General features: G+C 73.4%; 19 protein-coding genes. 4 read left to right on the top strand and 15 right to left on the bottom strand.

Translation table 11 applies throughout. From position 1 onward, the window contains the following. Window positions 1–67: 67 nt before the first annotated feature. From smc to BJ981_RS17810, 11 genes are all read right to left on the bottom strand, one after another. Window positions 68–3,748 (bottom strand): chromosome segregation protein SMC, encoded by a 3,681-nt coding sequence (smc, locus tag BJ981_RS17860; RefSeq protein ID WP_184612455.1) that lies wholly within the window; start codon window positions 3,746–3,748, stop codon window positions 68–70. A 394-nt stretch (window positions 3,749–4,142) separates the two neighbouring features. Continuing rightward, window positions 4,143–4,337 (bottom strand): hypothetical protein, encoded by a 195-nt coding sequence (locus tag BJ981_RS37535; protein WP_114027795.1) that lies wholly within the window; start codon window positions 4,335–4,337, stop codon window positions 4,143–4,145. A gap of 189 nt (window positions 4,338–4,526) precedes the next feature. Continuing rightward, window positions 4,527–4,817: an acylphosphatase gene (locus BJ981_RS17850; RefSeq protein ID WP_184612453.1), complete on the bottom strand. Its 291-nt coding sequence runs from the start codon at window positions 4,815–4,817 to the stop codon at window positions 4,527–4,529. Continuing rightward, the gene (gene mutM, locus BJ981_RS17845) at window positions 4,814–5,686 is read right to left on the bottom strand and encodes a bifunctional DNA-formamidopyrimidine glycosylase/DNA-(apurinic or apyrimidinic site) lyase (RefSeq protein ID WP_184612452.1); all 873 of its coding nucleotides are present in this window, start codon (window positions 5,684–5,686) and stop codon (window positions 4,814–4,816) included. Before mutM ends, BJ981_RS17850 begins: the two co-directional genes overlap by 4 nt. Window positions 5,687–5,688: 2 nt before the next feature. Then, a complete protein-coding gene (gene rnc, locus BJ981_RS17840; protein WP_221315166.1) occupies window positions 5,689–6,387 on the bottom strand; it encodes a ribonuclease III in 699 nt (232 codons plus the stop codon). A gap of 280 nt (window positions 6,388–6,667) precedes the next feature. After that, window positions 6,668–6,847, bottom strand: a complete 180-nt coding sequence (gene rpmF, locus BJ981_RS17835; RefSeq protein WP_184612450.1) for a 50S ribosomal protein L32 — start codon at window positions 6,845–6,847, stop codon at window positions 6,668–6,670. A 1-nt stretch (window position 6,848) separates the two neighbouring features. Beyond that, window positions 6,849–7,427, bottom strand: a complete 579-nt coding sequence (locus BJ981_RS17830; RefSeq protein ID WP_184612449.1) for a YceD family protein — start codon at window positions 7,425–7,427, stop codon at window positions 6,849–6,851. 48 nt (window positions 7,428–7,475) lie between these two features. Beyond that, window positions 7,476–7,952 (bottom strand): pantetheine-phosphate adenylyltransferase, encoded by a 477-nt coding sequence (gene coaD, locus BJ981_RS17825; RefSeq protein WP_184612448.1) that lies wholly within the window; start codon window positions 7,950–7,952, stop codon window positions 7,476–7,478. A 15-nt stretch (window positions 7,953–7,967) separates the two neighbouring features. Beyond that, a complete protein-coding gene (gene rsmD / locus BJ981_RS17820; RefSeq protein ID WP_184612447.1) occupies window positions 7,968–8,537 on the bottom strand; it encodes a 16S rRNA (guanine(966)-N(2))-methyltransferase RsmD in 570 nt (189 codons plus the stop codon). 298 nt (window positions 8,538–8,835) lie between these two features. Continuing rightward, window positions 8,836–11,031, bottom strand: a complete 2,196-nt coding sequence (gene recG, locus BJ981_RS17815) for an ATP-dependent DNA helicase RecG (RefSeq protein ID WP_204070222.1) — start codon at window positions 11,029–11,031, stop codon at window positions 8,836–8,838. A 198-nt stretch (window positions 11,032–11,229) separates the two neighbouring features. Then, on the bottom strand, window positions 11,230–13,053 hold the full coding sequence (locus BJ981_RS17810) for a fatty acid kinase ATP-binding subunit FakA (protein WP_275422297.1): 1,824 nt from the start codon (window positions 13,051–13,053) through the stop codon (window positions 11,230–11,232). Between the two features lie 363 nt (window positions 13,054–13,416). On the opposite strand from BJ981_RS17810, the gene rpmB reads away from it, so the two are divergent. Together rpmB and BJ981_RS17800 are read left to right on the top strand one after the other, a co-directional pair. Beyond that, on the top strand, window positions 13,417–13,602 hold the full coding sequence (rpmB, locus tag BJ981_RS17805) for a 50S ribosomal protein L28 (RefSeq protein WP_114028028.1): 186 nt from the start codon (window positions 13,417–13,419) through the stop codon (window positions 13,600–13,602). A gap of 108 nt (window positions 13,603–13,710) precedes the next feature. After that, window positions 13,711–14,352 (top strand): hypothetical protein, encoded by a 642-nt coding sequence (locus BJ981_RS17800; protein WP_184612445.1) that lies wholly within the window; start codon window positions 13,711–13,713, stop codon window positions 14,350–14,352. Window positions 14,353–14,472: 120 nt separating this feature from the next. Here BJ981_RS17800 and thiD read toward each other — a convergent pair whose 3' ends face one another. The 3 genes from thiD to BJ981_RS17785 all read right to left on the bottom strand — a co-directional run bounded on the left by thiD (window position 14,473) and on the right by BJ981_RS17785 (window position 19,003). After that, window positions 14,473–15,258 carry a bifunctional hydroxymethylpyrimidine kinase/phosphomethylpyrimidine kinase gene (gene thiD / locus BJ981_RS17795; protein WP_184612444.1) on the bottom strand — a complete coding sequence of 262 codons (786 nt, stop codon included), beginning with the start codon at window positions 15,256–15,258 and terminating at the stop codon, window positions 14,473–14,475. A 108-nt stretch (window positions 15,259–15,366) separates the two neighbouring features. Next, the gene (locus BJ981_RS17790; RefSeq protein ID WP_184612443.1) at window positions 15,367–16,860 is read right to left on the bottom strand and encodes a hypothetical protein; all 1,494 of its coding nucleotides are present in this window, start codon (window positions 16,858–16,860) and stop codon (window positions 15,367–15,369) included. 1,177 nt (window positions 16,861–18,037) lie between these two features. Continuing rightward, the gene (locus tag BJ981_RS17785; RefSeq protein WP_184612442.1) at window positions 18,038–19,003 is read right to left on the bottom strand and encodes a thiamine-phosphate kinase; all 966 of its coding nucleotides are present in this window, start codon (window positions 19,001–19,003) and stop codon (window positions 18,038–18,040) included. An 82-nt stretch (window positions 19,004–19,085) separates the two neighbouring features. Between BJ981_RS17785 and BJ981_RS17780 the strand changes: the two genes are divergently transcribed. Beyond that, entirely contained in the window at window positions 19,086–19,319 is a 234-nt protein-coding gene (locus tag BJ981_RS17780; protein ID WP_184612441.1) for an Lrp/AsnC family transcriptional regulator, read from the top strand. Window positions 19,320–19,334: 15 nt separating this feature from the next. Beyond that, the gene (locus BJ981_RS17775) at window positions 19,335–19,808 is read left to right on the top strand and encodes a DUF3515 family protein (RefSeq protein ID WP_239139209.1); all 474 of its coding nucleotides are present in this window, start codon (window positions 19,335–19,337) and stop codon (window positions 19,806–19,808) included. A 7-nt stretch (window positions 19,809–19,815) separates the two neighbouring features. Here BJ981_RS17775 and BJ981_RS17770 read toward each other — a convergent pair whose 3' ends face one another. Beyond that, a complete protein-coding gene (locus tag BJ981_RS17770) occupies window positions 19,816–20,931 on the bottom strand; it encodes a D-alanine--D-alanine ligase family protein (RefSeq protein ID WP_184612440.1) in 1,116 nt (371 codons plus the stop codon). Window positions 20,932–20,944: the final 13 nt, after the last annotated feature.

The following is a 20,944-nucleotide window of genomic DNA, read 5'->3' as shown; positions in this document are numbered from 1 at the left end:
CCCCCCGTGCGGTGGTTATACCGATATTTCCTGACTTCTAGGCTGAACTTGAAGGATCGGCACGAGGTCAGGCGCTCTCCCGCTCGCGCAGGCGCTGGCTGACGACCTGCGTGACGCCGTCCCCGCGCATGCTGACCCCGTACAACGCGTCGGCGATCTCCATCGTGCGCTTCTGGTGGGTGATCACGATGAGCTGGGAGCTCTGCCGCAGCTCCTCGAACAGGGTGAGCAGCCGCTGGGTGTTGGTGTCGTCCAGCGCGGCCTCGACCTCGTCCATGACGTAGAACGGCGACGGGCGGGCCTTGAAGATCGAGATCAGGAACGCCACGGCGGTCAGCGACCGCTCGCCGCCCGACAGCAGCGACAGGCGCTTGACCTTCTTGCCCGGCGGGCGCGCCTCGACGTCCACGCCTGTGGTCAGCATGTCGGAGGGGTCGGTCAGCAGCAGGCGGCCCTCTCCGCCGGGGAACACCCGCGTGAAGATCGTCTCGAACTCGCGGGCGACGTCCTCGTAGGCGGCCGTGAAGACCTGCTCCACCCGCTCGTCGACCTCCTTGACCACGAGCAGCAGGTCCCGCCGGGTCTTGCGCAGGTCTTCGAGCTGGGAGTTGAGGAAGGTGTGGCGCTCCTCCAGCGCGGCGAACTCCTCCAGCGCCAGCGGGTTCACCTTGCCGAGCTGCGCCATCTGCTTCTCGGCCACCCGCGCCCGCTTCTCCTGCTCCTCGCGGACGTACGGCACGGGCTCGCCGTCGGCGACCGGCACCGGCTGGCCGGGGCCGTACTCGGAGGTCAGCGCGTCCACCTCGACGCCGAACTCCTCCATGGCCCTGGCCTCCATCTGCTCCAGGCGCAGGCGCTGCTCGGTGCGGGCGACCTCGGTGCCGTGCACGCGGTTGACCAGGCCGTCCAGCTCGCCGGACAGCTCGCGGACCCGCACCCGTACGGCCTTCAGCTCCGCGTCGATCTCGCCCCGCGCCCGTTCGGCCTCGTCGCGCTCCCCCGCCGCCGCCGCGAGGGAGGCCTCCAGCAGCCCGAGCGCGCGCCCGGCGCCGCGGGCGACGGCCTCGGCCAGCGCGGCCTGCGCGCGGCGGCGCTCGCGCAGCGCGGCGGCGCCCGCCCGCTCCTCGCGCTCACGGCGTGCGGCGCGCACGAGGTGGTCGGCGCGGCCCGCGATGCCCGTGACGCGCTCCTCGGCGGTGCGGACCGCCAGGCGTGCCTCCATCTCGGCCTGCCTGGCCACCGCGCAGGTCGCGGCGAGCTCGTCACGGGTCTCGGTGGTCGGCTCGGCGGCGAGCTCGTCGGCGTACTCGGCCCCGGCCAGGCGCTCCTCCAGCTCCACGACCCCGGCCAGGTCGCGGTCGCGGGCCTCCTCCGCGGCGGCGACGTTGGCGGCCAGCCGGTCGCACTCCTGGCGGGCTGCGTCCGCGGCGGCGTCGAGCTGGGCCAGCCGCCTGGCCGCGACGGCGAGCCGCTGGTCGGCCTCCCGCTGCCTGCCCCGCACGGCGTCCAGCGCCCGCCGGGCGGCCTTGACGCCCGCCTGCGCGGCGTCGGCGCCCGTCTGCGCCTGGCTCACCCCCGCCTGGGCGGACTCGACGGCCTGCTGCGCCACGCGCTCGGCCTCGATGGCCTCCTCCAGCGCGACGACGGTGCGCGCGGCGGTCTCCGTCACCTCGGCCAGGTCCGCGACGGCCTGGTCCAGCGCGGTGCGCATCTGGAGCACCGACGTGCCGCCGCCCGACCCGCCGTACGCGTAGTGGGCGCCGACCAGGTCGCCCGCCCAGGTGACCGCCCGCAGCTCGGGACGCTCCCGGACCACCCGCGTGGCGGCCTGCGGGTCGTCCACCACGACCACGCCGGACAGCAGGCCCTCGGCGGCCTCGCGGAACGCCTCCGGCACCGTGACCAGGTCGGCCGCCCACACCAGGCCGTCGGCCGGCGCGGGCCGGGGCACGACGGCGTCGGAGGCGACGACCAGGCCGGCCTTGCCCGCGCCCTTGGCCCGCAGCAGCTCCAGGGCCTCCACGACCGTCGCGTGCGACTCGACGGCCACGGCCTCGGCGGCGGCCCCCAGCACCGCGGCCACGGCGACCTCGGCCCCGGGCCGCACGCTCATCAGCGTGGCCATCGGCCCGAGCACGCCGGGCAGCCCCGCCGCCAGCAACGCCGCGCCGCCGTCCGCGCCCTCCGCCAGGCCCATCTCCAGGGCGTCGCGGCGGGCCTCCAGCGCCGCCACCGCGCGCTGCGCCTCCTGGTCGGCCGCGCGCGCCGCGCCCACCGCCGTCCTGGCTTCGGCCAACGCCCGCCGCGGGCCCTCCACGGCGGCTCTGGCCTCCTCCACGGCCGTCCTGGCCGCCTCGACCGCGGCCTCGGCCTCCGACAGGCCCTCCTGGGCCACGGCCAGCTCCTCGGCCAGCTCAGGCTCGGCCGCGGGGCCTGCGAGCCGCTCGGCGTCGTGGTCCTCCCGGGCGCGCTCGGCGCGCTGCCCCGCCTCGGCGAGCGCCTTGCCGAGGCGCCCGATCTCCTCCTCCGCGGCCCGCGCGCGGCCCCGCACGGCGGCGACCTCGCCCCGCAGCCGGGCCAGGCTCTCGCGGCGGTCGGCCGCCGCCCGCGCCGCCGCGGCCAGGCGGCGCTCCTCGTCCGCCAGCGCCTCCTCGGCCTCGGTACGCCGCCAGACCGCCTGCTCCAGGACCTCCTCGGCCTGGTCCAGCTCGATCTTCAGGTTCTCCTCGCGCGCGCGGACCTCGGCGGCCTCGCGCTCGTAGTCCTCCGGGTCGCGCCCGCGCCGCTCGATCGACGCCGCCTCCAGGGCGTGCCGCTGGCGCTCGCTCGCCAGCGTGCCGACGCTGTGGAACCGCTCCTTGAGCGCGGCCAGGCGGTAGTAGGTCTCCTGGGCGGAGGCGAGGCGAGGCTGCGCGGCGGCCTCCGCGGCCTCCAGCTCGGCCTCCCTGGCCTGCCCGGCCTCCAGTTGCCCCTCGACCTCGGCGCGCCGCACCCGCACGGCGGCCTCGTCGGCGGCCTCCCGCTCCAGGCGGGTGCGCAGCCGCACGACGTCGTCGGCGAGCAGGCGCAGGCGGGCGTCGCGCAGGTCGGCCTGGATCACCGCGGCCCTGCGGGCGATCTCCGCCTGGCGGCCCAGCGGCTTGAGCTGGCGGCGCAGCTCGTTGACCAGGTCCTGGACGCGGGTGAGGTTGGCCTGCATGGCGTCGAGCTTGCGCAGCGCCTTCTCTTTGCGCTTGCGGTGCTTCAGGACGCCCGCGGCCTCCTCGATGAACGCCCTGCGCTCCTCGGGGCCCGCGTGCAGGACCGTGTCGAGCTGGCCCTGGCCCACGATGACGTGCATCTCGCGCCCGATGCCGGAGTCCGACAGCAGTTCCTGGATGTCCAGCAGGCGGCAGGTGTCGCCGTTGATGGCGTACTCGCTCTGGCCCGACCGGAACATCAGCCGGCTGATCGTCACCTCGGTGTAGTCGATGGGGAGGGCGCCGTCGGTGTTGTCGATCGTCAGCGTGACCTCGGCCCGGCCGAGCGGCGGGCGCGAGGACGTCCCCGCGAAGATGACGTCCTCCATCTTGCCGCCGCGCAGCGACTTGGCGCTGTGCTCGCCCATCACCCAGGCGAGCGCGTCGACGACGTTGGACTTGCCCGACCCGTTGGGGCCGACGACACAGGTGATCCCCGGCTCGAACCGCAGCGCCGTGGCGGAGGCGAACGACTTGAAGCCGCGCAGCGTCAGGTTCTTGAGATACACCCGCCGCCGACCTCCCCGACATTCCGAGATCGCCCACGTCAGAGCGATCTATGCGGGGCACCTTACCCCTTCGGGCATCCTCCGGTGGCGCGTAAGAGCTTCACGGCCGGGCGCAGCCGCGCGCCCGCGGACGCTCGTGCCGTCCATCGGCACGTCACCGGGGTCGGTTCCGGTCGCGCGGACGAAGCCGTATCGGTATGGCGAGGTTCCCTGCTCGGGCCACAGATCTTGACGGATCCCGCGTGATGCTCCGAAGATCCATCCGGGAAAGCCAGGATTCGGTCTATCTTCGGCCATCTCGACGTGAGACGTGGCGCCTGAGGGGGGAGTGTGCCGGAGGAACAGCAAAGGGACGCCTTGGGAGGCGTCCCTGACGGTGTTGCCGTACCGAGCCTCAGGTGAGGGCCGGCTCGCGATCCTGCAGACGGGTGAACTCCTCATCCCGCGACTGCGCCGCGAGAGCGTCGTTCTGAGCCTGGAGCCTTGTGAGCTCAGCCTCCAGATCCCGGATCCGCTGCTGGAGACGGCGCATTTCCGAGACCATCCGAGGGTCGAGACCGCCGACGTGGCCGAGTAGAGCCTTCGCCATGGTTAAGGGTCCTCCACGCTGAGTGACCAAACTGGGTCGCGCACTTGTAACCGCGGGAGGGGTGCGCGTGTTTCCTCTCAAGAGTCGCACCGGCGATGGAGGCGGTCAAGTTGAACGCTCCCCATGAATGCACCAATGGGCACTCCCGACATGTAAATATACCGCATTTAGGGGGTTTAAGGGAAGCGGCTACCGCTCCACGAAACCACCAAAACCACCGCGAACCGGAGACCACCGCTCCACCACTGCATCTACCCGCCCCGGGGTCGTGTCACCCCTGAGCAGGGCGAGAAGCTTCTCACAGTCCTCACGGAGCCCCTCCGCGACGACCTCGACACGCCCGTCCGCCAGGTTCGACGCCGAGCCCACAAGTCCGAGTTCGAGCGCCCGCGCGCGCGTCCACCAACGGAACCCGACCCCCTGCACGTGGCCGCGCACCCACACGTTCAGACGTACCTGACCCGAGTCGGGCGCCGTCATGGAAGGCTCCGGGGTTGACAACGCGGGCAACTGTAGGAGGACCTGTTCATGAACGCCTCACGCAGCACCGGGGCGCCGCAGCGGCCGCACGGCTCCCCCTCCCGGCCGTACACGTTGAGCGAACGGTCGAAGTAGCCGCTCTCGCCGTTCACGTTGACGTACAGGCTGTCGAAGGACGTCCCGCCCTGGCCGAGCGCCTCGCCCATCACCGCGCGCACCGCCGCGAGCAGCTCGGCGACCTTGCGCGCGCTCAGCGCCCGGGTCGGCGTGCACCCGTGCAGCTCCGCGCGCCACAGGGCCTCGTCGGCGTAGATGTTGCCGACGCCGCTGATCAGCGACTGGTCGAGCAGCGCCCGCTTGATCTCGCTCTGCCGGACGGCCAGCCGCCGCGCGAACGCCTCGTCGTCGAAGGCGTCCTCCAGCGGGTCGGCCGCGATGTGGACGATCGGCTCGGGCACCGAACGGGCCAGCGGCACCAGCGGCGCCACCAGCAGGTGCCCGAAGGTGCGCTGGTCGACGAAGCGCAGCTCGGGACCGTCGTCGTCGAAGCTCAGGCGTACCCGCAGGTGCTTCTCCGGCGGCGAGGACGGGTCCACGACGAGGAGCTGGCCGCTCATCCCCAGGTGGGCGAGCAGGGAGTCGGCGACGGGGCCGCCGCCCGCGTCGCCGAGGGGCATCCAGAGGTACTTGCCGCGGCGCTCCGCCGACACCAGGGTGCGCCCGGCGAGCCTGCCGGCGAACTCGGCGGCCCCGGGGACGTGCCTGCGGATCGCGCGGGCGTGCAGCACCTCGGCCCTGGTGATCGTGCGGCCCGCGACCCAGCGCGACAGGCCCCGCCGCACGACCTCGACCTCCGGCAGCTCGGGCATGGCTAGCTGGCCGCCTTCTCCAGCTTCTCGCGGGCCTCGCTGCGGGCCCGGATCGCCGTCCACGCGGCCTCCGCGGCCTGCTGCTCGGCCTCCTTCTTGCTGCGCCCGGCCCCCGAGCCGTACTCCTGCCCGCCGACCCTGACGACCGCCGTGAACGACTTGGCGTGGTCGGGCCCGCTCTCCTCGACGTGGTACTCGGGGACGCCGAGCATCTCGGAGGCGGTCAGCTCCTGCAGCGAGGTCTTCCAGTCCAGGCCCGCGCCGAGCGACGCCGACCGCTCGATCAGCGGGTCGAACAGCAGGTGGACCACGCGGAACGCCTCGTCCAGGCCCTTGTCGACGTAGACGGCGCCGATCAGCGCCTCAAGGGTGTCGGCGAGGATCGAGGACTTGTCACGGCCCCCCGTGCCCTCCTCGCCCCGGCCGAGGCGCATGAAGCGGCCCAGGTCCAGCGTGCGGGCGACGTCGGCGAGCGCGCGCATGTTGACCACCGCGGCCCGCAGCTTCGCGAGCTGCCCCTCGGGCAGGTCGGGATGGCCCCGGAACAGGGTGTCGGTGACGACCAGGCCCAGCACCGAGTCACCCAGGAACTCCAGGCGCTCGTTGGTGGGCAGGCCACCGTTCTCGTAGGCGTACGAGCGGTGCGTCAGCGCCCGCTCCAGAAGCGGATCGTCGAGCCGGACGGCGAGGACGGACTCCAGCTCGTCCCTCGCGACCTCAACGGCGACCGGCTTTCCACCTGCGGCCACGTCTCCTCCTCGGACGGGTTGCTCCGGCCGTCACGTAGCACGTCACGACCATGGTCGCGATGGCGGATAACGCGGGAAGTGCCCGAAAACGTGGTGGACGCCGGGAGATTGCGGCAACCCCGGCGCCCACCACGGCCGCGGGCGAACCGCCACCGCACGCCTCTCGCGGAGGGACGGTCATGCCGGCCGGATGCCTGGCATCCGGCCGGATCACCGGCCACCGCTGGCGTGATCAGGCCGACGGCTCGATGACCTGACGGCGGTTGTAGGTGCCGCAGGTCGGGCAGGCCACGTGCTGCAGCTTCGGCGACCGGCACTGGTTACAGCTCACGAGCGCGGGCGCGGCGGTCTTCCACTGCGCGCGGCGGGAGCGAGTGTTGCTCCGCGACATCTTCCGCTTGGGGACGGCCACGTCAACCCTCCTGGTCCTCGTTGTTCTCGTTCTGACTTTGCAAAGTCCGCAGCGACGCCCAGCGGGCGTCGACCTTCTCGTGCCGGTGGTCAGGGCCGGCGTCCGCCAGCTTGACCCCGCAGTCCACGCACAGCCCGGGGCAGTCGTCGCCGCACACCGGGCTCAGCGGCAGTGCGAGCACCACCGCGTCGCGGAACGTCGGTTCCAGATCGAGAAGCTCGCCATCGAGGACGGGATCGTCCTCGGCGGCGTCCTCCGCGGAGTAGAAGAAGAGCTCCTGGAACCCGACCTCGACACGCGAGGTCAGAGGATCCAGGCAACGCGAGCACTCTCCGCTGAGCGGAGCGCTCGCCGTGCCCGTGACGAGCACGCCCTCCATCACCGCTTCGAGCCGTAGGTCCAGCTCGATCTCGGCGCCCTGGGGGACGCCGATCATGCCGACGGAAAGGTTCGCCGGTGCCGGGAGCGCAGGGGAGATCTCGCGCATAGATCCCGGTCGTCGCCCCAGGTCGTGGGTGGAGATCACCCATGGGGCTCGGGGGTCGAGACTATGCAGCGTCTTCCTGCTCTCTTGAGGCATGGCGAACACCCGCCGTCGTACAAGGCCGATTAGAAAGGATACCAGGACTCAGCCGCGAAGCCGCTCGACGAGCATGCGGCGCACGAGCTCGGGCACGAGACCGGAGATGTCGCCACCATAGCGCGCGATCTCTTTCAGCCTGCTCGACGAGAGGAAAGAGTATTCGGGATTGGTCGACATGAACAAGGTCTCGACGCCCGACATCCGGTAGTTGAGCTGCGCCATCTGCAGCTCGTAGTCGAAGTCGCTGACCGCGCGCAGACCCTTGACGATCGTGGGGATGCCCTGCTGCTTGCAGAAGTCGACGAGCAGGCCGTAGAACTTCTCGACCCGCACGTTGCCGTACTCGCGGGTGACCTCCTCCAGCGTCTCGATGCGCTCGTCGACGGTGAACAGGCTCTTCTTCTCCACGTTGATCAGGACCGCGACGACGACCTCGTCGTAGAGCCGGGACGTCCGGCCGATGATGTCCAGGTGACCGTTGGTGACGGGGTCGAAGGACCCCGGGCAGACGACACGACGCAAGGCTTACCCCCAGTTTCACTGGTTCCCGGCGGCGCGACCGTACCAAACGGACGCTTCGCCGTATCGACGGACCCTCTGCTCTTCGTAGCCGGACGGCCAGACCAGATCCTTCCCGCGGGACTCGCGCTCCACCGCGACCAGCGCGTCCCGCGCCAGCCAGCCGTTGTCCCGCAGCCGCTCCAGCACCTCGAGGACGACCTCGTCGGCGACGGCGTAGGGAGGGTCGGCGAACACGAAGTCGTACGCCTCCGGGCACGCGCCGGACAGCAGCCGCTCCACCTTGTCCCCCGCCACGACCGCGCCCGGCAGGCCCAAGGACGCGATGTTCGCCCGGATCGTGCGGATCGCCTTGGCGTCGGACTCCACCAGCAGGGCGTGCGCGGCGCCGCGCGACAGCGCTTCGAGGCCGACCGCGCCCGACCCCGCGTACAGGTCCAGCACCCGGGCGCCGTCCAGCGGGCCGAGCAGGGAGCCGACCGTCGAGAACAGGCCCTCCCTGGCGCGGTCGCTGGTCGGCCGGGTGCCGCGTCCGGGGGGTACGGAGATGCGCCGGCCGCCGGCGGTTCCTGCGATGACTCGGGTCACCCGCCCATTCTCGCCGCCGCCCGCCCCGGCCCTGCCGCCAGGTCAAGAGTGCCCAAGTGTCGGCGACGAATGCGCAAGGGTCGTTCCCCCGCGAGGCCCGAGCCCACATGATGAGTTCTGCGGCCTTCATGGTGACCCAGGGGAAGGCCGACCGGCGTGATCGTGAGCCCTTCCGCGCGCCGGTGCCCTCGGCACCTGACCCGAGGGTGGGCCCAGCCGGGGACGGCATTCGGGGGGAGGCCGTCCCAAGGCTGGGCCCTGGGTCATTCCGCGCTTCGCGGCGGGCCCGGCCGCGTGATCAGGTCTTCTCCAGGTACTCGGCGCGCTCGTCGCCGAGCAGGCGGCCGATCTCGGCGTCCAGCGCCTCATGGTCCTTCAGCTCCGGGTCGGCGGCGAAGAGCGCCGTGGCCTCCTCGCGGGCCTGGCGGATGGTCTCTTCGTCGCGCAGGAGCTGGAGCAGCTTGAGCGACGACTTGCGCCCCGACTGCGCGGCGCCGAGGACGTCGCCCTCACGGCGCTGTTCGAGGTCGACGCGGGACAGCTCGAAGCCGTCCAGGGTGGCCGCCACCGCGTCGAGCCGGGCGCGGGCGGGGGTGTCGGCCGGAGAGTCGGTGACGAGCAGGCACAGGCCCGGCAGGCCGCCGCGGCCCACCCGGCCGCGGAGCTGGTGGAGCTGGGAGACGCCGAACCTGTCCGCGTCCATGATCACCATGACCGACGAGTTCGGGACGTCGACGCCGACCTCGATCACGGTCGTGGCGACCAGGACGTCGATCTCGCCCCGGGTGAAGGCCCGCATCACGGCGTCCTTCTCCTCGGGAGCCAGCCGCCCGTGCAGCGCCTCGACGCGCAGCCCGGCGAGCGGGCCGGAGGACAGCATCGGGGCCACCTCCATGACCGCGAGCGGAGGCCGCCGGTCGTCGCCCGAGCCGCGCCCTTCGTCGGGCATCTCGCCGAACAGGTCCCCCTCGTCGCCCTCGGCGTCCCCGATGCGCGGGCACACGATGTAGGCCTGGCGGCCGAGCCCGACCTCCTCGCGGATGCGCGCCCACGTGCGGTCCAGGTAGTGGGGCTTGTCCGCCGCGGGCACGACGTGGGAGCTGATCGGCGCGCGGCCCGCCGGGAGCTGGTTCAGCGTCGAGACCTCGAGGTCGCCGAAGACCGTCATCGCGACCGTGCGCGGGATCGGCGTGGCCGTCATGACCAGCACGTGGGGACGCCCGTCCCCGGCCTTCTCGCGCAGGGCGTCGCGCTGCTCGACGCCGAAGCGGTGCTGCTCGTCCACGACGACGAGGCCGAGGTCGGCGAACTGGACGTGCTCCTGGAGCAGGGCGTGGGTGCCGACGACGATGCCGGCCGCGCCCGAGGCGGCGTCGAGCAGCGCCGCGCGCCGCGCCGCCGCGCCCATGGAGCCGGTGAGCAGCGTCACCGCCGTGCCGCCGAACATCCCGCCGGTGCCGAGGTCGCCGAGCATGCGGGTGATCGACCGGTGGTGCTGCTGGGCGAGGACCTCGGTGGGGGCGAGCAGCGCGGCCTGGCCGCCGGCGTCCACGACCTGGAGCATCGCGCGCAGGGCGACGACGGTCTTGCCCGCGCCGACCTCGCCCTGCAGCAGGCGGTGCATGGGATGGTCGCGGGCGAGCTCGGCCGCGATCTCGTCCCCGACCGCGACCTGCCCCTCGGTGAGCTGGAAGGGCAGGCGCGCGTCGAAGTCGGCGAGCAGCCCGTCGTCGCGGCGGGGGCGCGGGGCGGCGGGCCAGGCGGCCGCGGCCATGCGCCGCCGCGCCAGCACGGCCTGCAGGACGAACGCCTCGTCGAACTTCAGCCTGCGACGGGCGCGTGCGACGTCGTCCTTGTCGCGGGGACGGTGGACGGCCTCCAGCGCGTCGGCGAGGCCGGACAGCCGGTGGCGGGCGCGCACCTCGTCCGGCAGAGGGTCGGGCAGGGGGCCGAGCGTGTCGAGCACGACGCCGACCGCCCGGCGGATCACCCACGAGGTGACGCCGCCCGCGGCCGGGTAGATCGGGACCGGCGCGGCGGCGAACTCGGCCGCCGTCGCCTCGGTCTCTTCGAACGGCTCGAACTCGGGGTGGTTGAGCTGCCACTTGCCCGAGTCGCCGCGGCCGAAGCGGCCGACCTTGCCGGAGAACATGGCGCGGGTGCCCGGCTGGAGCCTGCCCTCGACGACGTGGGACACGCGGCCGAAGAACGACAGGTAGATCTTGTTGCGACGGCCGTCGGCGACCTCGACCTCCAGCCACGTGCCCGAGCGGTTGCGCATGGGCTTGCGCATGAGCCGGGTGACCTCGCCGACCACGGTGACGTGCTCGTCCACCTCCAGGGCGTCGAGCGTGGTCAGCTCGCCCCGCTCGGCGTAGCGCCGGGGGTAGTGGCGCAGCAGGTCGCCGACCGTGGAGATGTTGAGCGAGCTCTCCAGCGGCTTGGCGGTCTTCGGGTCCAGCGCCTTGATGAGCGGCTCGTCGAAACGCGTCACGTCAACCAGTTCTACCGCTCCACGCCGACAGGAACGTCCGGCGCCGCCCGCACCGGCCGCCCACGGCCATTCGCCCGCGGCGAACGGCATGTCAGGGCCCGCCGCGCACGCCCGGCCGTCCGCGTACGACGGCCCGTGCTCAACGGTCCACGCTGACGGCCCGTGCTCGGCGGACGGTCCCGGCGCGGTCCGCGACGGTCACTCGACGCCGATGAGGAGCGGGTAGCCGCCCTGGCCGCCCTCGTGGACGGTGACCTCGACGTCGGGGCGCGCGGCGGCGAGGTGTGCCGCCACGACGCGCGCCAGCTCCTCTCCGCCGCCCAGGCCCGTGATCAGAGTGACCAGCTCGCTGCCCGCCGAGAGCATGCGCGAGGTGATCTCGACGGCGACGTCCGGCAGCGCCGCACCGATCAGGGCGACGTCGCCGTCGATCACGCCGAGGACGTCCCCGGGGCGGCACACCCCGGCGCTGGTCATCGCCGCCCGGTCGGCCACCCAGACGTGCCCGTGCCGGGTGTGCCCGGCGGCGTCGGCCATCGCGACCACGTCGTCGTCGAAGCGGCGCAGCGGGTCGTGCACGGCCAGCGCCGCCACGCCCTGCACGGTCGCCCTGGTCGGCACGACGCTCACCGTGACGCCCTCCTCGCGGGCCGTCTCGGCGGCGGCCAGGGCCACCGCGTTGACGCCGGTGTCGTTGGGCAGCACCACGACCTCGGTGCCCGCGCGGCGGATCGCCTCCAGCACGGGCGCGGGCGGCGGGCTGGTCCCGGGATCGCGGCGCACCACGACGGCCCCGGCCTCCTGGAACAGCCGGGCGATGCCGTCCCCGGCCGCCACCGCGACCACTCCCCTGCCGTGCCCGGCGCGGTGGGCCCGCGCGGGGGCGTCGAGATAGACCACCTTGATCCGGTACGGCCGTCCGGCGCGGGTGCCCGCCTCGACGGCGGCCCCGGCGTCGTCCACGTGGACGTGCACGTTCCACAGGCCGTCCCCGCCGACCACCACCAGGGAGTCGCCGAGGCGGTCCAGTTCCCCCCGCAGCGCGGCCACCGCCGCGTCGTCGGCCTCCAGCAGGTACATCACCTCGTACGCCGGTCCCTCCACCGGGGACGGCCGCACCTCGGCGGCGGGCGCGGGCACCTCGTACCGGCCGGCGCCGGAGCCGGTGACCACGGCCGCCAGCGACTCCACGATCAGGGTGAGTCCCGCGGCCCCCGCGTCCACGACCCCGCTGCGCGCGAGCACGTCGAGCTGGCCGGTGGTGCGGCCCAGGGCGGCGCGGGCGGCCGACGCGGCCCCGCGCGCCACCTCGGCCAGCTCGTCCGAGGCCCCCTCGACGGCGTGCGCGACCGCGGCGAGCACGCTGAGCACCGTGCCCTCGACGGGCCTCGCCACGGCCTCCCTGGCCGTCTCAGCCGCTCTGACGAGCGCTCGCCGCAGGTCACGCCCCCCGCCCGCCGCGCCGCCCAGCACCTCCGCCATGCCGCGCAGCGCCTGGCTCACGATCACGCCCGAGTTCCCCCGCGCGCCCAGCAGCGCGCCGCGGGCCAGCGCGCGCCAGGTGCGCGCGCCGTCGGCCTCCGCGGGCAGCCCGTCCAGGGCCTCGGCGGCCGACAGCATCGTCAGATGAAGGTTCGTCCCGGTGTCACCGTCGGGCACGGGGAACACGTTCAACGCGTCGATCTCCCCCCGCGCCCTGCCCAACACCTCGGCACTCAGCCGCGACCACCGCCGGACGGCCTCCGGATCGAGAACAGGAAGCGCCTTGTGAGCGACGGGCGCCTCCTGGGCGGAAGAGGGCTCGTCTGCACGAGAGGCCCCCTCCGCGAACGGCGACTCCCGCGCGGGAGGCGACCCGGGCGCGAATGGGGATCTTCGCGCGGCAGGCCGCTCCTGAGCGGGGGCCGGCTCGCCGGTGGGCGGAGACGGGCTGCTGGGCGCGGGCTCCTGGGCCGGGGGGAGGCGCCGGGTGCGCGGGGGCTCGTTGGCGGGAGGGGGGTTCTCGGGGCGTTGTGGAGGCACTGTGGCTCCTCTCTCGCGCGATCGCCCCTCCGCGCCGTACGTGTCGTTCGTGCCGTCGGGTGGTTTGCGGGTCGTCGTTGACCCGTCGCCGCCGGTTCGGTGAGCGTGAGAACCGGTGCCGTACCGGGCCGTGGCGGGTCGCGCGTCTCCGGCCGTGCGCCGGTGAGCCGGCGCGCACCCCGTGCCCGCCGATCATGCGCTACGGTTGGTGATACGAGATTATCCCCGTTCGCCGGTTCTCCGGTTTCGCGTGCAGGCGGCGGCATCGGATACCCTCGTGTAGCTAGCCGGTTGTCCCGGCGTGCCCGACCACCGCTTCCAACCTCGGTTCGGGCCTATCGACTGATCTAAGGAGCGATGACCGTGGCTTCCGTCTGCGACGTTTGCGGCAAGGGGCCGATCTTCGGCAACAACATCTCGCACTCGCACCGCCGCACCCGCCGCCGCTGGAACCCCAACATCCAGCGCGTCCGCGCCATGGTGGGCAGCACGCCGAAGCGGCTCAACGTGTGCACCTCCTGCATCAAGGCCGGCAAGGTCACCCGCTGACCTGAGCCTCGCCCCGTCGGCCCGTCGCCTCCCTAGGCGGCGGGCCTTCGTCGTTTCGATGACGCTTCGGGCGGCGTGGCGCGAGATCGGCTGGGTAGCTTCTCCCTCGTGCTGAATCCGCCCATACGCCTGAGCGTGAACGCCTCCACAGGCCAGAAGGTCACCGTGTCGGTCATCGGGCTGCTCTTCCTCGGCGTCCTCGCCGGGATCGCCGGGGTGGCGGCCCTCGTCCTCGGCCGGTCGGACCCGGAGTTCCGCGTGCTGCCGGCGTTCGAGAGCGACGCGGGAGCGTTCCCCGCGCTGGCGGTCCGCGCGGTGTTCGCCGTGGCGGCCCTGCTGATGGTCGGCTTCCTCGTGACCATGGTGCTCGGCACGTACCGCCGGCAGGCGCTCCTCAGCGGCACCGTGCTGGAGGTGCGGGGACTGCTGGGCACGCGCAGGGCCGACCTCGCGACGTCCCGCGTGTGGATCGACTCCGAGCCCGAGTACGTCAGGAACCCGCACGGCGAGGGGACCATCCCCACGGGCCGCCGGGTGCCCCACCTGATGGCCGAGGACCCGTCCACCGGCCGCAGGGTGCGACTGCGCCTGCACAGCATGGCCCGCACGCTCCTGCCGCCGCACGAGCTGAACGCGCTGGCCGACGCGGTCGGCTCGGGGACCCGTCCGGAGCCCGACGCCACGCAGGCCACACGCACCGCCACCCTGCTACGCCGCCTCGCCGACGATCCCATCGCCCGCCTGCTGTGAGCAGGGGGCCCGGTTCGGGGCCGCGGGGCCCGCGTCCCGCCGTGAGGGGCCCGCGTCCCGCGGTGAGGGGCCGGCGTCCCGCGGTGAGGGGCCGGCGTCCCGCGGTGAGCGGGGCCCGCGTCAACGCCACCGCCAGGCGTGGTCCACCGGGCCGATGCCCGCGCCCAGCGGGAAACCGTGGGCGATCGCCCCGGTGACGTACTCCTTCGCCTTGCGCACGGCCTCAGGGACGTCCTCGCCGAGCGCGAGGTGGGAGGCGATGGCGGAGGCGAGCGTGCAGCCGGTGCCGTGGGTGTGCCGGTTGTCGTGCCGCTCGGCGCGGAAGCGGTACTCGCGGACGCCGTCGGTGAGCAGGTCCACCGGCGGGCCGGGCAGGTGGCCGCCCTTGATCAGCGCCCACGCGGGGCCGAGCGCCAGCACCGCCTCGGCGGCCGGGCGCAGGCCGTCCTCGTCCTCCACCTTCACCGAGGTGAGCTGCTCGACCTCCCAGAGGTTGGGGGTGACCACGGTCGCGACGGGCAGCAGGCGGCCCTTCACGACGTCCACCGCCTCGGGGGCGAGGAGCGAGTCGCCGTGCTTGGAGACGCCCACCGGGTCCACCACCACGGGCGCCTCCACACCGGACAGGACCTCGGCGATGACCTCGACCAGCGCCGGGGATGCCAGCATGCCGGTCTTGACGGCCTGGACGCCGATGTCGCCGAGCACCGAGGAGAGCTGGGCGCGCACGGCCTCGGGCGGCAGCTCCCAGTAGCCCTGGACGCCGAGTGAGTTCTGCGCGGTCACGGCGGCGATCACGCTCATGCCGTGCACGCCCAGCGCGAGCATGGTCTTCAGATCGGCCTGGATGCCCGCGCCTCCTCCGGAGTCGGACCCTGCGATCGTCAGCACACGGGGAGGTGTCATCCGTCCATCAAACCAGTCCCCCACGCCACCCCGGAGACGTGGGCGTCCCTGATCACCAGCCCGACCGGCCCACGCACGGGCGACCGAGCGTACGGCAGGCGGTGGTCGCTAGGCGGTCTTGCGGGGAGCGGTCGCGGCGGCGCGGGCGGTCTGCGCGTCGTCCATCCGGCACGCGCCCTCGGCGAGGCGGCAGGTGTCGGGGACGGTGGCGTCGCCGTCGGCGGTGAACGCGATGACGGCGTGCTCCCCCGCGCCGAGCCGGTCGGTCGAGGTGAGCACGAGGGTCTCGCCGTCCTGGTCCCAGACGGCCCCGTCCGCGCCGGTGACGGTTCCGCCGACCGGCAACCGCAGCGTCCAGCCGTCCAGCGCGGCACCGGTGTTGACCACGGACACACGGCCGGTGTAGCCGGTGGCGCTGACCTCGGACAGGCCGAAGTCCACCGACACCTGGCCGGGCGCGGCGCGGCGTCTGCTCTCGTCGAACGGGGTGTTCTGGGGCGACTGCGAGGGCTCCGCCGTCCTGGGCGAGTCCGACGGCGGCGCGGAGACCGGGGCGCCGGACGCCCTCGGGTTCTGCGGGGTGGCGTCCTCGGTCTGGGTCGGGACGGGACTGTTTCTCGGCGTGGCGCGCGTCTTCGTGGCCCTCGGGGTCGGCCTGCCGGTCGTGCGCTCGGGCGAGGGAGTGGTGATGGTGGGTTCGGGTGCCGGGACCTGCCGTTGCGCGGTGCGGCTCGGCGCCGGCGCCGCCGACCTGGACGGGGCGGACGAATCCGAGGGCTCGGACTCGGGGGTCTCCTCCTCGGCGCCGGTCGTCGCGGGATCGTCGGTGGGCTCGGGCTCGGGCTCGGCGACCGCGGCGCAGGTGGGGCCCGCGCATTTGGCGGGGGTGTTCATGGTCAGCTCGCTTGAGGACAGCTTCACGCCGATGACGGTCGCGGCGACCGCCATCGCGACCCCGACGGCCGAGACGATCGCGAGGGAGCGCGCCCGGCCGGCCAGGGCCCCGCCCCGCCGCGCGCCACGCCGTCCACGCCGCTCGTCGTCCCCTCGTCCACGGCGCCGTCCCTCGGAGGGGCCGGGACCGCCGCCCACCCGCAGGATCGTGCCCGTGTGGGGGAAGGAGTCCGTGCCGTCGCCGGAGCCTGTCCCCCCGTCCTCGGGCACCCCGGCCACCGCCCGTATCTGCCCGGTATGCGGCACCGCGTCGTCGTCACCCGACCGCTCCCCCGAGAGAGAGCCAACCGCCGCGAACTGCCCGGTGTGCGGGAAAGCTCCGTCCGCCGTGTCGGACCTCCCCGCTGCTCCGATCTGCCCGGTGTGAGGGAAGGCTTCGTCCGCCCCGTCGGACCGCCCCACCGCTCCGAACCGCCCCGTGTGGGGGAAGGCTTCGGCCGGGCCCTCGGACCGCCGCGAGGTGGGGAGGAACGGCTCGTCGGGTGAGCGGTCGTCGGGCGGGAACGCGCCCACCGCCGCGAACTGGCCGGTGTGAGGGAAGCTCTCGCCCGGGGCTCCCGGGGCGGACGCGCTCAGGGGTGGGCGTGGCTGGGCGAAGGGATCGGTGCCGGGCCCGGTCTCGGACGGGTACGGGGGCACGGCCGCCATCGGGCCGGTGTGCGCGAACGGGTCCGAGGGGTCCTCAGGCGCGCCGGGAAAGCCGTACGCCTGCCGCTCACCCGGCCGAGGCCAGACAGGCGTGTCCTCCCGAGGAGAACGCCGCGCGGCCTCAGGCTCCGCAGCCCCAGGACCACCGAAGACCGGAGCCTCGGACGCGGGAACACCTGCCCCAAAGGCCGCAGGCGCGGGACGACCAGACGCGGAAGCCCCAGACGTGAGACCACCGGGCCCGAAAGCCTCGGACCCGAGACCATCAGTCCTGAGTGCTTCGGACGCGGAAACACCAGGCGCGGAACCCCCTGGCGTGAACCCACCAGGCGTGAAAGCCGGGGGCACAGGGCCGCCAGACGCGGGGCCACCCGGGCCGGCACCGCCAGGTCCGAAAGTCGTGGGGGCGGGGCCGCCGGGCGTGGACGTCCCGAAGGTCGGCAAATCAGCGTCGAAAGGCGCAGGTGTCGAGCTGCCGCGCTCGAATGCCGCAGGGGAAGCCGACGCGGGGACCCTTGGCGTGAAAACCCCGGACGCAGGGGTGCCGGCCCCAGGCACACCGGGCGCGAACACACCAGGCGCGGGGGCATCGGGCACGAAAACCCCGGACGCAGGGGCACCCGACCCAGGCACACCGGGTGTGGGCGCGCCGGGCGAGGGGGCATCGGGCACGAGAACCCCGGACGCAGGGGTGCCGGACCCAGGCACACCGGGCGCGAACACACCAGGCGCGGGGGCATCGGACGCGAAAACCCCGGACGCAGGGGCACCGGGCACAGAAGCGCCAGGCGCGGCCATACCGGGTGCTCCCGTACCGGGCGCGGGCACTCCCGGTGCGGGAGCCGTGGAGGTCCCTGGAGTCGCCGAGGCAGGGGTGGGAGGGGGGAGGGGCGCGGTTTTGGCTTGGATGGGGGGGTCGTCGTGCCAGGGGGCGTCGTTGAGCCATTCCTGGGTGCCGCGCTCGTCGTCCCAGCCGGGATCGCCGTGGTCGTCCCAAGCGTCACCGCCGGATCCGCGGCGGGGCGTGTGGCGTCCTCGTCCCATGAAGCGTCCTTCTCGTAGAAAGCACAGCGCCCCACTTCATAACACCTTTAACACTTATTTGTCACAATTTTCACCAAGTTCGCGTGCCTCACCCTGGCCACAACCGGTCACCCGGGACCGCCCGCCGCGACCGCTACCCCCGGAAGTGGTCCCAGCCCCCGTACGTCTCCTCACGCCCTCTGACCTGCACGCCTTCGCCCTCCGTGACCCGGCCTACGACCCGCCACTCCCCCGGCGGCGCGACCTCCGAGGGGAACACGGCCGCGAGCGCGTGATCTTCACCACCGGTGAGCACCCACCGCAGCGGATCCTCCCCCAGCTCCGCCGCCGCGTCGGCGAGGGCGTCGTCCACGGGCAGCAGCGCCGGGTCGATCTCCACGCGGACGCCGCTCGCCGCGGCGATGTGGCCGACGTCCTGGAGCAGCCCGTCGCTGACGTCCAGCATCGCGGTCGCGCCGAGGGCGGCCGCGGCGGGCCCGCAGGAGTACGGCGGGCTCGGACGGCGGTGCGCCTCGGCCAGCGCCGGCCACTCCCCGGCGCGCCCCGCCTCGTACAGCGCCAGCCCCGCCGCCGCGTGCCCGATCCTGCCCGCCACGGCGAGCACCTGCCCGGGCCTGGCCCCCGCGCGGGTGACGGGCGGTCGTCCGCCGAGGTCGCCGAGGGCGGTCACCCCCAGCACGACCCGCTCGGAGCGGACGATGTCGCCCCCGGCCACGCCCGCGCCGACCGTCGCGCACTCGTCCCCGAACCCGTCGGTGAGCCCGTCCAGCCACGCGGTGGGCAGGTCTCCGGGCAGGCCGAGGCCGACGACGAGCGCGGTGGGAACCGCGCCCATGGCGGCGATGTCGGCGAGGTTCTGCGCCGCCGCCTTCCTGCCGATGTCGTACGGACTGGACCAATCGCGGCGGAAGTGCCTACCCTCGAGGAGGAGATCCGTCGTCACGGCGACCCGCCCATCGGGAGCACGCAATAGCGCGGCGTCATCGCCCGGACCGAGCAATACCGCCGGAGTTTGAGGCAAGCGTCCGACAATACGTGCAATGATCCCGAATTCACCAAGATCTGCGACTGTGATAGCACACCTCCAGGTGTGTTCCATGTACGGTGGCGATTCGGCACTGATCTACATGCGGCATTGACACGATGACAGCAGCGAGCTTCGCCCCCGCCGGGAGGACGTGATGGTGCAGGCTTACATCCTCATCCAGACAGAAGTAGGCAAGGCCGCCGAGGTCGCGGGCGCCATCAAGGTCATCCCAGGGGTGACCCAGGCCGAGGACGTCACCGGCCCGTACGATGTGATCGTCCGCGCCGAGGCCAACAACGTGGACGAACTCGGCAAGCTCGTCGTCGCGAAGATTCAGGCCGTCGAGGGAATCACGCGTACTCTGACGTGTCCGATCGTCCATATCTGAGCTGATCTCCCGGGGGTGACCGTGCCGACCGCGCTGACGGCGGGCAGGACCGCCGCCGTCCTGTCGGCGCTGACGCTGTTGTCGGCCGCGTGCGGCGGGGCCGTGCGGGTCGAGCCTCCGGCGCCCCAGGGGGACACGGCCACCGCCTGCGCGGCGATGGTGAAGCGCCTGCCCGGCACGCTCGACGGCGCCGAGCGCGTCCCCACCGAGCCCGCCTCGCCGTACGTCGCGGTGTGGGGGCAGGGGGAGATCGCGCTGCGCTGCGGCGTCCAGAGGCCCGCCGCGATGGATCCGATGCAGCAGGTCCCCGAGATCGACGGCGTGCCGTGGTTCGCCGACCCGGCCAGGCCGGCGCTGTTCACGGCCGTCAACCCGCGGGGCTACGTCGAGGTGACGATCTCGCGGGCGCACGACCCCTCGGGGGTGCTCATCGACCTCGCCCCCGCGATCAAGGCGGCCTTCCCTCCGGCGGGGACGACGTCCGGCTGACCTCGCCTCACCGCAGGCCCGCGGGCCGCTGGAGCGCGAGCTGGATCAGCCGGTCGACCAGCTCCGGGTACGACACGCCCGAGGCCGCCCAGAGCTGCGGGGCCACCGACATGGCCGTGAACCCGGGCATCGTGTTGATCTCGTTGACGATCAGCGCGCCGTCGGGCGTGTAGAAGAAGTCCACCCGGGCCAGCCCCTCGCAGCCGAGCGCCTCGAACGCCCGCACAGCCATGCCCCGCAGATCCTCCACGGCCTCGGCCGGGATGTCGGCGGGGACGGCGAGGGACATGTCCGAGCCGATGTACTTGGCCGAGAAGTCGAAGAACTCGTGGTTCTCGGTGACCAGCACCTCGCCCGGCAGGCTGGCGGCCGGCGGCTCGTCGCCCGGCGACTCCAGCACGGCGCACTCGATCTCCCGGCCCTCGATGGCCGCCTCCACCAGCACCTTCGGGTCGTGCGTGCGGGCGTGCTCGACCGCGGCCTCCAGCTCGCCGTAGTGCTCCACGCGCGTGATGCCCTGGCTGGAGCCCGCACGGGACGGCTTGACGAAGACGGGCCAGCCCAGGGCCTCGACGTCCTTCAGCACCCGGTCCCGGTCCAGGCGCCAGTCACGGTCGCGCACCACGACGTAGGGGCCCACGGGCAGGCCGGCGCCGGCCAGCAGCGCCTTCATGTACGCCTTGTCCATGCCGACCGCGCTGGCCAGCACTCCGGAGCCGACGTAGCGCACGCCCGCCATCTCCAGCAGCCCCTGGATGGTGCCGTCCTCGCCGTAGGCGCCGTGCAGCATGGGGAAGACGACGTCCACCGTGCCGAGCGTGCCGGGGATGCGCCCGGAGTCCAGCGTGACGAGCGGCCCGCCGCCGGAGGGCAGGGCGAGCGCGGTGCCGCCGCCGTCCACCGAGGGCAGCTCGCCGCCCTCGATCTCGAACCGTTGGTCCTCGGAGGCGAGCACCCACCGGCCGTCGGGCGCGATGCCGATGGGCACGACCTCGTATTTCGACCGGTCGATGGCGCCGAGCACGCTGCCCGCGCCCATGAGGGACACCGCGTGCTCGGAGTTGCGGCCTCCGAAGACGACCGCCACGCGCACGCGGGGCCGGGATTCATGCTGGTCGTTCATGATTTCCGAATCT

This window comes from Sphaerisporangium krabiense, assembly GCF_014200435.1.
In the GTDB taxonomy this organism is placed as follows: domain Bacteria; phylum Actinomycetota; class Actinomycetes; order Streptosporangiales; family Streptosporangiaceae; genus Sphaerisporangium; species Sphaerisporangium krabiense.
The sequence above is the reverse complement of the archived record's forward strand: the minus strand, read 5'-3'. Positions and strand labels throughout refer to the sequence as shown.